General features: G+C 65.2%; 11 protein-coding genes. 7 read left to right on the top strand and 4 right to left on the bottom strand.

Features of this window, described 5'->3' with window-relative positions:
* Nucleotides 1-16 precede the first annotated feature (16 nt).
* On the bottom strand, nucleotides 17-1,498 hold the full coding sequence (locus tag ISG32_RS16145) for a Ppx/GppA phosphatase family protein (RefSeq protein ID WP_194772052.1): 1,482 nt from the start codon (nucleotides 1,496-1,498) through the stop codon (nucleotides 17-19).
* Between the two features lie 174 nt (nucleotides 1,499-1,672).
* Complete coding sequence (locus ISG32_RS16150) at nucleotides 1,673-2,815, bottom strand: ABC transporter substrate-binding protein (protein WP_194772053.1); 1,143 nt, start codon at nucleotides 2,813-2,815, stop codon at nucleotides 1,673-1,675.
* A gap of 186 nt (nucleotides 2,816-3,001) precedes the next feature.
* On the opposite strand from ISG32_RS16150, the gene pstS reads away from it, so the two are divergent.
* From pstS to phoR, 7 genes are all read left to right on the top strand, one after another.
* Nucleotides 3,002-4,042: a phosphate ABC transporter substrate-binding protein PstS gene (gene pstS, locus ISG32_RS16155; RefSeq protein WP_194772054.1), complete on the top strand. Its 1,041-nt coding sequence runs from the start codon at nucleotides 3,002-3,004 to the stop codon at nucleotides 4,040-4,042.
* A gap of 234 nt (nucleotides 4,043-4,276) precedes the next feature.
* On the top strand, nucleotides 4,277-5,212 hold the full coding sequence (pstC, locus tag ISG32_RS16160; protein ID WP_228529890.1) for a phosphate ABC transporter permease subunit PstC: 936 nt from the start codon (nucleotides 4,277-4,279) through the stop codon (nucleotides 5,210-5,212).
* Nucleotides 5,209-6,096 carry a phosphate ABC transporter permease PstA gene (gene pstA / locus ISG32_RS16165; protein ID WP_194772055.1) on the top strand — a complete coding sequence of 296 codons (888 nt, stop codon included), beginning with the start codon at nucleotides 5,209-5,211 and terminating at the stop codon, nucleotides 6,094-6,096. Before pstC ends, pstA begins: the two co-directional genes overlap by 4 nt.
* A gap of 69 nt (nucleotides 6,097-6,165) precedes the next feature.
* Nucleotides 6,166-6,951 (top strand): phosphate ABC transporter ATP-binding protein PstB, encoded by a 786-nt coding sequence (gene pstB, locus ISG32_RS16170; RefSeq protein WP_194772056.1) that lies wholly within the window; start codon nucleotides 6,166-6,168, stop codon nucleotides 6,949-6,951.
* Between the two features lie 21 nt (nucleotides 6,952-6,972).
* Nucleotides 6,973-7,674 carry a phosphate signaling complex protein PhoU gene (gene phoU / locus ISG32_RS16175; protein ID WP_194772057.1) on the top strand — a complete coding sequence of 234 codons (702 nt, stop codon included), beginning with the start codon at nucleotides 6,973-6,975 and terminating at the stop codon, nucleotides 7,672-7,674.
* A gap of 16 nt (nucleotides 7,675-7,690) precedes the next feature.
* Entirely contained in the window at nucleotides 7,691-8,398 is a 708-nt protein-coding gene (gene phoB / locus ISG32_RS16180; protein ID WP_194772058.1) for a phosphate regulon transcriptional regulator PhoB, read from the top strand.
* Between the two features lie 199 nt (nucleotides 8,399-8,597).
* Nucleotides 8,598-10,001, top strand: a complete 1,404-nt coding sequence (gene phoR / locus ISG32_RS16185; RefSeq protein ID WP_194772059.1) for a phosphate regulon sensor histidine kinase PhoR — start codon at nucleotides 8,598-8,600, stop codon at nucleotides 9,999-10,001.
* On the opposite strand, the gene ISG32_RS16190 is transcribed toward phoR, so the two are convergent.
* Both ISG32_RS16190 and ISG32_RS16195 read right to left on the bottom strand, forming a co-directional pair.
* Nucleotides 9,937-11,298 carry an MATE family efflux transporter gene (locus ISG32_RS16190; RefSeq protein WP_194772060.1) on the bottom strand — a complete coding sequence of 454 codons (1,362 nt, stop codon included), beginning with the start codon at nucleotides 11,296-11,298 and terminating at the stop codon, nucleotides 9,937-9,939. The two genes, phoR and ISG32_RS16190, sit on opposite strands and share 65 nt — an antisense overlap.
* Entirely contained in the window at nucleotides 11,298-12,989 is a 1,692-nt protein-coding gene (locus ISG32_RS16195) for a hypothetical protein (protein WP_194772061.1), read from the bottom strand. Before ISG32_RS16195 ends, ISG32_RS16190 begins: the two co-directional genes overlap by 1 nt.
* Nucleotides 12,990-13,122 lie beyond the last annotated feature (133 nt).

Genomic DNA, 13,122 nt, shown 5'->3' on the forward strand with positions numbered 1-13,122 from the left:
GTTCTTCAAAAAAATGTCACCTCAGCTCCGTGACAAATTCCCAGGGCGTCTTCTGCCAGCAGTAGCGTTCTTCCTCCAGCAAGTGGGCGGACTGCGGATAGCTCTCCGACCAACCGGGGCGCGAGCGGACGACGCAGCGCTCGCCGTCGAAGCCAAGCGTGAAGCCCTCGGTGTCGGGCTCGCGGCGGGCGTGGCACAGCGCGATGGCTGTGCGCAGGCACATCAGCTGCAGCGCGAATTGCGCATCGCTGAGTTCGAGCCCGATCTTGTGGACTTTGCCGCGATGGCCGAGCACCAGCTGGCTCAGGTGATGCAGCTCGGGCAGGGCGAAGCCCGCCGCGTCGGTGTGATCGAGGATGTAGGCCCCGTGGCGCTGATAGCCGCTGTGCGAGATGCGCTGTCCGATTTCGTGCAGGCGCGCGGCCCAGTCGAGCTTGCGTGCGGCGCGCTCGCTGCCTGTGGGCGCGGCGCTCTCGAAGAGCTGCGTGGCGAGCTTCGCCACGCGCTGCGCGTGCAGTTCATCCACGCCAAAGCGCTGCATCAGCCCGCGCACGGTGGAGGAGCGCAGATCGGTGTGGGGCTGTTCGCGATCCAGCAGGTCGTAGAGCGCGCCTTGGCGCAGCGCACCCTGGGCCACCTGCATTTCAGTGATGCCGAGCAGATTGAAGATCGCGCGCAGCACGCTGACGCCGCCGCCGATCACGGCGCGGCGGTCTTCCTTGAGGCCGTTCATGCGCACGCGGTCGGCGCTGCGGGCGGTGATCAGCTGGTCGTAGAGCCAGTCAAGGCCGTCGCGGGTGATCCGGCCTTCGGGCGCGGCACCGGCAGCGGCCAGCACGTCGCCCACCGCGCCCACCGTGCCGGAGGAGCCGTAGGCGACGTCCCAGGTGTCGCGCCGATAGGTGTCCAGCGCTTCGTCGAGCACGGCCTTGGCGGCGACTTCGGCGGCTTCGAACGCGCGCGGGGTGAACTGGCCATCGGGGAAATAGCGCGTGGACCAGGCGACGCTGCCCACGCGGAACGAGGCGACCGCGCTGGGCGTGAACTGGCGGCCGAGAATGATTTCGGTGGAGCGGCCACCGATGTCGACCACGAGACGGCGCTCGTCCGATTGCGGCAGCAGGCGGGCCACACCCTGATAGATCAGGCGCGCCTCTTCGGGGCCGGAGACGATGTCGATGGGATAGCCGAGGATTTCGCTGCCGCGCTCGATGAACAGCTCGCGGTTGCGCGCCTCGCGCAGCGTCTGCGTGGCGACGGCGCGCACATGCGCTTTCGGAAAACCGGCCAATCGCTCGGCAAAGCGGGCAAGACAGTCCCAGCCGCGCTGCATGGAGTCAGCGGTCAGGTTCTTGTCTTCATCCAGCCCCGCGCCTTGACGTACGGTTTCCTTGAAGTATTCGATTTTCTCGATATGGCCGTGCTCATATCGGCCGATTTCCAGTCGGAAGCTGTTGGACCCAAGGTCCACGGCAGCCAGCAATGTTCCATCTTGCATAAAAAGGGGGCTTGGTGCTTTGCGCGTCTTGCGGATCTCCGGCGCCATGCGGACCGATGCATTGTGGTGGTCGTTCGCCATGTGTGGAGGATCCATTTCTCGCGGCGCAGCATAGCACCGACGACCATGGCCGAGTGAAGGACATGGTCGCATTCGCGTCGGCTTCACGCCACGTCATCCGACGATGCGGCCATCCGAGGTGAGCATGCTCTGGGTGACGTTGGCACTGCTCAGGCGCTCGCCTTGGTAGGCGATGAGAAAGCCGCCGATCGTCTGGTCGGCTCGCCTGCGAAAGGCCGCCAGAGCCGCGGCGCGGGTGACGTTCGCGCCAAGCGTCGCGAGCACCTCGGCGGTGTAGCGCGCAGCGATGTAGCCCGCCAGGCCGTGCTGCGATGGCGGCTCGTCGTAGAGTCTGCCGAGCGCGGTGCGGTAGCTGCGCACCACCGGCAGGCCGGAGCTCACGACCGGCACCGGCTGGGTCACGATCACCGAGACGTTGCGCGGCACGCCGCCGAGCTGGGTGAGCACCTGCAGGTTCACGTCGGCCAGCGCGATCAGGTAGCAGTGCGAGCCCGCCTTTCCGCCGACCAGATGGGCGAAGGCGTGCAGCTCCGGCGTGCCGCCGACGAACAGGATCAGCGCGGGCGGCGAAGCGGGGCGCTTGTCGGCCGCCAGCACCTGCAGCTTCACCCCCTGACCTCCGCCCACGAGCGCGATGGAGGCGCTCAGCTCCTTTTGCAGCGCGGGCGTGGCGTAGACGACGCCCGCCTGCTTGACGCCCATGACCGCCAGCGACTTCATGGCGTGGGCGATCTGGGCCTGATAGTCGGGAAATGCCTGAAAGACCGCGTTTTCGTTGTCGGCCCATTCGCGCTGCAGCCAGGGTGCGACCAGCGGCAGGGCATTGTTTCCCGGCGTGCGCTGCAGGCCGGCCACGGCGGCTGCGGTGGTGTCACCCACGCAGCCGCTCAGCGCCACGCAGGTCGGGTCGATCACGGCGCTCTGCCAGGCGGCCTTGACGGCGCGGGCGCTGCCGTCGGTCTCGACCACCAGATGCGCGATGGCGCGGCCCTTGGCGCGCTCGCGGGCGTTGTACTCCTGCCAGGCCACGCGCGAGCCGATCAGGAAGTCGCGGCTGATGTCCTGCTGCAGCGGCGACATGTCGACGATCTGGGTGACCGAGGCCACGGCATTGCTCTCGCCGGCGGCCAGAGCGCTCGTGGCCGGGAAGGCGGCTCCGAGCGCGGCCACCACACCCGTGGTACGGAGCCATGTGCGGCGGGTGAGCGGTTCGGACAGAAGGGCGGGGCGATGCATCTTGGTAACGTGAATATTGCGTTTGGAAACTTCATGTTACGAGTCGCTCAAGACAGTTTTGTGACGGTTCGGTGGCAGCCCTCCTCTGAAAAATCTTTATGACAAATCCAATGTGTCACGACTCTGTCATATAGGACTTCTACATTTCATCCCATCACATGTTTGTTCAACCTTGAGGTCTCTCTCATGACAATGTCTGCAATTCGTGTTCTGGTGTCTGGTCTGGTCGCAATGGGTGCGTTCTCCTCCGCCATGGCACAGAGCGAAGCAACAGGCGCTGGCGCCAGCTTCCCGGCTCCTCTGTACTCCAAGTGGGCTGCCGATTACAACAAGGCAACCAACGTCAAGATCAACTACCAATCCGTCGGCTCCGGCGCAGGTCTGCGTCAGATCGAAGCCAAGACCGTGGACTTCGGCGCTTCCGACGCCCCCCTGAAGGACGACGAGCTGCAGAAGAAGGGCCTGGTGCAGTTCCCCACGGTGATCGGCGGCATCGTGCCGGTCGTGAACATCAAGGGCATCGCTCCCGGCCAGCTGAAGCTCTCGGGCAAGGTGCTGGGCGACATCTATCTGGCCAAGATCACCAACTGGAACGACGCCGCCATCAAGGCGCTGAACCCCGGCGTGAACCTGCCTGACGCAGCCATCGCTCCCGTGCGTCGCGCCGACGGCTCGGGCACGACCTTCGGCTTCACCAACTACCTGTCCAAGGTGAACCCCGAGTGGAAGGAGAAGATCGGTGAAGGCACGGCCGTGAACTGGCCCACCGGCGCGGGTGGCAAGGGCAACGAAGGCGTGGCCGCGTTCGTGGGCCGTCTGCCCAACTCGATCGGCTATGTCGAGTACGCCTACGTGAAGCAGAACAAGATGACCTACACCCAGCTGCAGAACAAGGACGGCAACTTCGTCTCCCCTGACGACGCCACGTTCAAGGCCGCAGCCGCCGGTGCCGACTGGTCCAAGAGCTTCTACCAGATCCTGACCGAGCAGCCCGGCAAGGATGCATGGCCGATCACGTCCGCCACCTTCATCCTGATGCAGAAGGTGCAGGACAAGCCGGTGCAGGCCGCCACTTCGCTGAAGTTCTTCGAGTGGGCCTACAAGAACGGTGACAAGACCGCCGGCGATCTGGACTACGTGCCGATGCCCGACAGCGTCAAGCAGGTGATCTTCAAGTCGTGGGCCGACATCAAGGACGCCTCCGGCAAGGCCATCGAAGTGAAGTAAGCACCTTCGATCCCACCGAGCATCGAACAATGACCCCGCACATGTCCCGCAACAGGATTGCCGGCATCTGCGGGGTTGACTGCCGGACAGTCAATGCTCGTGAAGGTCGCCCTTTCCAAATACCTTACCAAGGCGTCTGACGTGTCCACAACACTGCCCGTATCATCATCCAATTCTTCATTGAAGGATGTGGAGAAAGTGTCTAAAAATACCCCGCCGCGCCGCTCCAACCCCATGTCAGGCACTTTTGCTGACCGATTGTTCGGCTGGTGCGCACGCGGAGCCGCGCTGCTCACCTTGATGCTGCTCATCGGCATTCTGATTTCTCTGGTGTACGGCGCCTGGCCGTCCATCACCACCTATGGCCTCGGCTTTCTGACCAGCAGCGTCTGGGACCCCGTACAGAACGAGTACGGCGGCCTGGTCATGATCTACGGCACGCTGGCCACCTCGGCGATCGCGCTGATCATCGCCGTGCCGGTGAGCTTCGGCATCGCGCTGTTCCTCACCGAGCTCTCGCCCGCATGGCTCAAGCGCCCGCTGGGCACGGCCATCGAACTGCTGGCGGCCGTTCCCTCCATCGTCTACGGCATGTGGGGCCTGATGGTGTTCGGCCCCATTCTTGCCACCTACGTGCAGGGTCCTCTTCAGAAAATGTTCACCGGCGTGCCGTTCCTCGGCGCGCTGGTTTCCGGCCCTCCGGTCGGCATCGGCATCCTGTCGGCCGGCATCATTCTCGCGATCATGATCATTCCGTTCATCGCCTCGGTGATGCGCGACGTGTTCGAAGTGACGCCCGCGCTGCTCAAGGAGTCGGCCTACGGTCTCGGCTCCACGACATGGGAAGTGGTCTGGAAGGTCGTGCTGCCCTACACCAAGGCAGGCGTGCTCGGCGGCATCATGCTGGGTCTGGGTCGCGCGCTGGGTGAAACCATGGCCGTGACCTTCGTGATCGGCAACATGAACCAGCTCAACTCGCTGTCGGTCTTCGAGGCCGCCAACAGCATCACCTCGGCGCTCGCCAACGAGTTCGCCGAAGCGGGCGAGGGCCTGCACCAGGCTTCGCTGATCTATCTGGGGCTGGTCCTGTTCTTCATCACCTTCGTGGTGCTGTCACTCTCCAAGCTGCTGCTCAACCGCCTGAAGAAAGCCGAAGGAGCACGTTCGTGAATACCGCTACCTCCACGCAACTCATCGCCGCGCAGGAACTCGCCAAGGTGCGCGCCGCGCGCTACGCAGGCCGCAAGCGCGTCAACCAGATCGCGCTGACGCTGTCGCTCGCCGCCATGGCCTTCGGCGTGTTCTGGCTGATCTGGATCCTCTGGGAGACGCTGCGCCTTGGCATCGGCGGTCTCAGCATGACGCTGTTCACCGAGATGACGCCACCGCCCAATGAAGACGGGGGCATCGCCAACGCGATCTTCGGCTCGGTGGTGATGGTGGGTCTCGCCACCTTCGTGGGCACGCCCATCGGCATCATGGCCGGTGTGTACCTGGCCGAATACGACCCGCGCGGCTGGCTGGCCTCGGTCACCCGCTTCGTGAACGACATTCTGCTGTCGGCGCCGTCGATCGTGATCGGCCTGTTCGTCTACGCCATCGTGGTGGCCAAGTTCAAGAGCTTCTCGGCCTACGCCGGCATTCTGGCGCTGGCGCTGATCGTGATTCCGGTGGTGATCCGCACCACCGAGAACATGCTGACGCTGGTGCCCTCGAGCCTGCGCGAAGCCGCCTACGCTCTGGGCACGCCCAAGTGGAAGGTCATCACCATGGTGACGCTGCGCGCCGCACGTGCCGGTGTGATCACCGGTGTGCTGCTGGCCGTGGCCCGCATCGCCGGTGAAACCGCGCCGCTGCTGTTCACCGCGCTGAACAACCAGTTCTGGAACGGCGACCTGTCCAAGCCCATGGCCAGCCTCCCGGTCACGATCTTCAAGTTCGCAATGAGCCCGTACGAGAACTGGCAGCACCTGGCATGGGCCGGCGTGTTCCTGATCACGCTGGCTGTGCTGGGACTGAACATCCTGGCCCGCATCGTCACGCGTCAGAAGTGACGCGGACCGCTCAACGAATTCAAAAGCATTCAAGCATTCAAGAATCCCAGAGAAGAGGAAAACCTCATCATGGCTCCCATCAAGAACAGTCTGTCGGCCAACACTTCGAAGATCACGGTGCGCAACCTGAACTTCTTCTATGGCAAGTTCCACGCGCTCAAGGGCATCAACCTCGACATTCCCGAGAACAAGGTGACCGCGTTCATCGGCCCCTCGGGCTGCGGCAAGTCCACGTTGCTGCGCACCTTCAACCGCATGTTCGAGCTCTATCCCGAGCAGCGCGCGGAGGGCGAGATCATCCTGGACGGCGAGAACCTGCTGACCAGCAAGCAGGACGTGGCGCTGATCCGCGCCAAGGTCGGCATGGTGTTCCAGAAGCCCACACCGTTTCCGATGTCCATCTATGACAACATCGCATTCGGCGTGAAGCTGTTCGAGAGCCTGAGTGCGACCGACATGGACGAGCGCGTCGAATGGGCGCTGCGCAAGGCGGCTCTGTGGACCGAAGTGAAGGACAAGCTGCACCAGAGCGGCTCGGGCCTCTCGGGTGGTCAGCAGCAGCGTCTGTGCATCGCACGCGGCATCGCGATCAAGCCTGAAGTGCTGCTGCTTGACGAGCCGTGCTCGGCGCTGGATCCGATCTCGACCGCCAAGGTGGAGGAGCTGATCGCTGAGCTCAAGAACGACTACACCGTGGTCATCGTGACCCACAACATGCAGCAGGCGGCCCGCTGCAGCGACTACACCGCCTACATGTATCTGGGTGACCTGGTGGAGTTCGGCGACACGGAACAGATGTTCTTCAAGCCGCAGCGCAAGGAAACCGAAGACTACATCACCGGCCGTTTCGGCTAAGCAGATTCAAGGGGACACAACATGCCAGACAAACACCTCTCCTCGCAATTCGACAGCGAACTCAACAGCGTCTCCTCGCGCGTGATGGAGCTCGGCGGTCTCGTCGAGTCGCAGATCCGCCAGGCCATCTATGCGCTGTCGCACTTCAGCATCGAAGCGGTGCAGCAAGTGGAAGCCATCGAGCAGCGCGTGAACAGCATGGAAGTGGAAATCGACCACGAGCTGTCCAGCATCATCGCCCGCCGCCAGCCGACGGCGCGTGACCTGCGCCTGCTGATCGCGTTCAGCAAGGCCATCGCCAACCTTGAGCGCATGGGCGACGAGGCCACGCGCATGGCGCGCATGGTGCGCTCGATCATCGAAAGCGGCTCTGCCCGTTCGCTGCCCTCCAGCGATCTGCGCATGGCCGCCGATCTGGCGTCCGGCCTGCTGCGCAAGGCGCTGGACGCCTTCGCGCGCCTCGACACCAAGGCGGCGCTGGACATCCTGAAGGAAGACGATCTGATCGACAAGGAGTTCGACGGTTTCGTGCGCAAGCTGGTCACCTACATGATGGAAGATCCGCGCATGATCTCGCCGAGCCTCGATCTGCTGTTCCTGGCCAAGGCCATCGAGCGCATCGGAGACCATTCCAAGAATGTGGCTGAACTCATCATCTATCTGGTCAAGGGCAAGGATGTGCGCCACACTGCGATGGATGAGATCGAGTCGGCAGTCGGTTGAAAGGACGGTGCGTTAGATGAAGAAACTACCTCGCGTTCTGATCGTCGAAGACGAGTCGGCGATTGCCGAGCTCGTCGCCGTGAATCTGCGTCACAACGGTTTTCAGCCCATCTGGGCCGAAGACGGTGACTCCGCCCAGCGTGAGCTCGACGCCGTGCTGCCCGACGTGATCCTGCTGGACTGGATGCTGCCGGGCCAGAGCGGCCTGCAGCTCGCCCGCAAGTGGCGCGCCGATCCGCGCACCAAGCCGATCCCTATCCTGATGCTGACTGCGCGCGGCGACGAGCCGGACAAGGTCGCGGGTCTGGATGCCGGTGCCGACGACTACATCACCAAGCCGTTCTCCACGCAGGAGCTGCTCGCGCGCATCCGCGCGGTGCTGCGCCGCCGCGCGCCCGAGCAGGTGAGCGACAGCGTATCCATCGGCGAGTTGACGCTGGACGCGGCCACTTACCGCGTGAGCTATCAGGGCCAGGGACTCAAGGTGGGGCCGACCGAGTTCAAGCTGCTGCATTTTCTGATGAAGCATTCCGAGCGCGTGCACAGCCGTGCCCAGCTGCTCGACAAGGTCTGGGGCGACCATGTGTTCATCGAGGAGCGCACCGTGGACGTGCACGTCAAGCGCCTGCGCGAAGCGCTGGGCGGTGCCTCGACCATGATCGAGACCGTGCGCGGAGCAGGCTACCGCCTGACGGCCCAACCCCCGGCCCTGATGCAGGCCTGAGGAATCCCGCCCGCCGACTCTGGTTTTTGTGGACCGGAGATCGGCTTGGGCGGCCGCATGCCGGGTTGGTACGCCCGGCTTTTTCGTTTCGGCCGAAATTCGCCCAAGGCCCGCCGGGTTTACGGACAGGTACTTGCGCGTATAACTGACATATCTCCAACACGGCGGCATCCGACAATGCCGTTATTTGCGCGAAACCATGCTCTGGCGTTTTATCTTTTTCATCGCCTTCCAGGTCGCGGGCGGAGCCCTCGGCTGGTGGGAAGCGGGGCTTTGGGGCGCCGCCGCCGGCGTGAGCATCGCCACCTGGGTCTGGTTCATCTGGGATTTCTGGCGCGGCAGCCGCGTGCTGCGCTGGCTGCGCCACGGGGATCCGCAGACCGCGCCGTCGCTGCGCGGCATGTGGGGCGAAGCGGCGGACCGCGCGCGTCGTCTGGTTCGTCAGTCGCAGTTGCAGATCAAGGCGAGCGACGCCCGGCTGCATGACATTCTCTCGGCGCTGCAGGCCTCGCCCAACGGCGTGGTGCTGCTCGACGAGGAGGGGCACATCGAGTGGTGCAACCAGACGGCGGAGGGGCATTTCGGCTTCGACGCAAGCCGTGATCTCATGCAGTCCATCGGCAACCTGGTGCGCGATCCGGACTTCACGACCTACTACAGCGCCCAGAACTTTGCGCGCCCCGTGGCGCTGCAGGGGCGCTCCAGCACACCGACGCGCCCGGTGCGCATTTCCGTGCAGCTGTATCCCTATGGCGACGGCCGCAAGCTGCTTTTGTCGCAGGACATCACCGCGCTGGAGCAGGCCGAAGCCATGCGCCGCGATTTCGTGGCCAACGTGTCGCACGAGATCCGCACGCCGCTCACCGTGCTGACCGGCTTCGTCGAGACGCTGCAGACCCTGCAGCTCACCGAGGAAGAGCAGCAGCGCTATCTCGGAATGATGTCGCAGCAGGCGGCGCGCATGCAGAGCGTGGTGCAGGATCTGCTCACGCTGTCGCGGCTCGAAGGCAGTCCGCTTCCGGGCATGAGCGACTGGATGCCGGTCGAGGCGCTGCTCAGGCGCAGCGAGGAGGAGGCCCGAGGCCTGTCGGCCACGCTGTCGGTGAACCAGAAGAAGCACCACGAGATCATTTTTCCCGCCGCCGAGGCGATGAAGGCCTCCGGCCAGATCGCCGGGATCGTGACCGAGCTGCAGAGCGCGCTGACCAACCTGGTCAACAACGCGGTGCGCTACACGCCGTCGGGCGGCACCATCACCGTGGGCTGGGATGTGCTGGACGACGGCAGCGCGCGCTTTTCCGTGACCGACACCGGAGTGGGCATTGCGCCCGAGCACATTCCGCGCCTGACCGAGCGCTTCTACCGCGTGGACCGCAGCCGCTCGCGCGAGACGGGCGGCACGGGGCTGGGGCTGGCGATCGTCAAGCACGCGGTGCAGCGCCACGGCGCGACGCTGCAGATCTCGAGCGTGCTCGGCAAAGGATCGACCTTTGCGGTGGTGTTCCCTGCATCGCGCGTGCGCGGAGGCAGGCCGGTGATCACGCCCGCGTTGGCGCAGCCGCCTGCACACTACGCTTCAGTGCGCGAGCCAGCAGAGCAGTGAAGACCACTGCGGTGACGGCCAGCGCCGCCGCGCTGCAGGCCCAGAACGGCGCGGGCGAGTTGAACGGCCCGAAGCCCGCGAGCCCTTCATAGGCCAGCAGATAGCCGCCCGCCAGCCCGCCGCCCCAGAGCATCAGGCCGTAGACCACGAACGGCAGAAACGTCACCCGGTAGCTGCGCAGCACGAAGATGCACAGCGTCTGGATCGAATCCGCCAGATGGTAGGCCGCCACCCAGATCAGCAGCGCGGCGGTGAGGGTGATGACCGCAGCGTTGGTGGAGTAGAACGCCGCCACCTGATGGCGGGCGAGCGCGAGGGCCGCGGACAGCACCAGTCCCATCGTCGCCGCCATGCCAAGGCCCTGGAGCGCGACCGAGCGCGCGGTGGCTTCGTCGCCTGCGCCGCGCCAGTAGCTCACGCGCGCGCTGGTGGCGATCGCGATCGCGAGCGGCACCATGTAGAGCACGGCGGCCATGTTGGACAGAATCTGGTGCGCGGCGGCGGCCAGCGTGCCCTGGCGCGCGATGAACAGCGCCATCAGCGTGAACGAGGTGACCTCGACCAGTATCGACAGTCCCGCCGGAATCCCGAGGCGCAGAAACTTGCCGAGCTGCGCGAAGTCGGGCCGCTCCAAAGGCCGCCAAAGGGCGAGCGAGTCGTACATGCGCTGGGTGCGCAGCATGTAGAGCCCGCAGAACATCAGCGAGTAGTTCACCACCAGCGTCGCCCAGGCGCAGCCTGCAGCGCCCTGCGCGGTGATGCCCAGACCGCCGAACGTGAACCAGATCGACAGCGGCACCTTGAGCGCGAGCGAGGCGATCTGCAGCCAGGTCACGAGCTTGGGATAGCCCAGCGACTGGTTCATCGTGCTGTAGACGCGGAACAGCAGCGAGGGCGGCAGCGCGAACGCCAGAATGTGCAGATAGTCGATCACGACATGGCGCAGCTCGGGGGGCACTTTGGTCCAGCGCAGGATCGCGTCGGGCGAGAGCAGCAGAGCCATGCCGATCACGCTGGCGGCCACCCAGAGGTAGAGCGACTGGCGCACGCTTGCACCGAGCTGGGTGGAGTGCGCCGCACCGCGCTGCTCGGCCCAGATCGGCAGCAGCGCCTGCAGCACGCCCATGAGCGACACATAGACGCTGATGAACACCGCCGAGCCGATGGACAGCGCCGCGAGTGCGCCTTCGGAGTGGCGGCCGGCGACGACCGTGTCGGTCACGCCGAAGGCCATGACGGCCAACTGGCCAGCCAGTACCGTGACCGCGTGCCTTGTGATGATGGAGTGCTCGGACATCAGCGCGCTCGCCTGTGCAGCACGACGAGGCGATCGGTTCGGTCGGTGGGGCGTGCGACGCCGCCCACTTCTTCCCATTGCGCGTTGGGCCAGACGTCGGTGACGGGGGGCGTGGCGTCCGCGTCGGTGATGATCCACTCGCAGCGATCGGCGTTGCGCGAGGCCACCATGGTCAGGTTGCCGTAGTAGCTGATGGCGGCGATCTGTGCGCGCGACAGACCGTAGCCGCCCACGCAGCCGCTCTTGTCCTCGATGAGGGTGAGCAGTGGTTTGATCTGGGGTGCCATGCTGCGGCCGTGGTTCAGCATCGGCAGCCAGATGGTCATCAGCAGAATCCAGCCCAGCGTCGCGCCGCTTGCGGGCAGGATCAGGCTTTTCCAGAGCGCATCGCGGTTGCGGGAGGCGCGCCACCAGACGAGCGCGCACCAGCCAATGGTGGCGCACAGCGCGAGGCCGAATTCGATCCACGAAAAGCTCGGAACGAAGCTTGGCGCCAGCCTGGCGACGTTGGCGGCGGGCTTGGGCGGAAAGCCGGTCTGCACCGCGATCCAGATCACCCAGATGGTGATTGCCGAGATGCTGAAGAAGATCAGCGTGAACCAGTCGATCAGCGCGGCGATGCTGCGGCGCAGGGTCGGCAGGGCGAACGCGGCCAGAGCCGCCAGCGCGGGCAGGCCGAGCAGCAGGGCGCGGTCGGCGGGGCGGGAGGTTGTCATGGCCGCCAGCGCGACCAGCCAGAACCACAGCGGCAGCAGCAGATGGCGGTTCCACTGCGCGTTGAAGATCTGATGGCGCCAGCGCCACAGCGTCCACAGCGCCAGCGGCCAGGCCGGCCAGCAGAACCACAGCACCAGCCGGAAATTGCTCTGGATGTCCTTGAAGCCGCTGGGCATCACCGCATTGAAGTGCCACAGGCCCAGCAGCGCGGCCACGCCTGCGGCAGCCAGCGTCGCCACGAGCAGGATGACGCCGCTCTCGATGCGCTTGGCGGGTGATGCCAGGCCTGACTGCGAGGCGATCAGCGCGCTGCCGAGGCCCAGCAGCACGGAAACGGTGGGCGCGCCGCTCAACGACAGGCCGAGCAGACCGACGAAGCCCAGCGCGGCGGACAGGCTGCGCCGGTGCGGAATGCTGGATGCGGCAAAGAACAGCAGCGAGGTGGCGCACAACTGCGTCAGATAGCCGGTGGTTTCGTGGGAAAGCTGGGCCAGACCGAGACTCGCGATCAGCGCGAGCAGGCCCGCATCGCCGAGCGCGCGGGCGTAGTCCAGCGGATAGGCCTCGCCGCCGAAGGCAAAGGCCACCGGCTGGGCGCCCGGCTGGCGGGCGAGGTAGTAGATGCTGTACCAGGTGGCCGCCAGCGTCAGCGCCAGCATCGCGATGAAGGGCAGACGCGCGGCGAACTCCATCGGAATCCAGTCCGGCGCGATGCGGATCGCCCATGCACCGAGCCAGTAGGGCAGCAGGCCATCGATGTCGGGCGCCAGGCCCGCGAGCGTGGGGGTGAACCAGGAGGTGTTGCCCAGTGCCAGCTCACGCATGTAGCCGAATGCGGCCACGTCGGAATTGCGCCAAGGATCACGGCCGACGAAGCCGAAGATCACATAGGCAGCGCACAGCAGCCACAGGGCCCAGCGGCGAAGCGGGCGCACGGCACTTTGGGCGACGATGGCGGGATTGGGATGGTTCACACTGACACGGACAGTGATTGCGGGCGGGAGAATCGGCGACAAACGCGGGCCGAAGCATCAGAGCATAGCGGCAAACGACGCAAGCAAACAAAAAAGGCAGCACGGAAACCGGCTGCCTTTCTCGCAAGAGACC

The sequence above is a fragment of the Diaphorobacter caeni genome, from assembly GCF_015354245.1.
GTDB classification, from domain to species: domain Bacteria; phylum Pseudomonadota; class Gammaproteobacteria; order Burkholderiales; family Burkholderiaceae_C; genus Diaphorobacter_A; species Diaphorobacter_A caeni.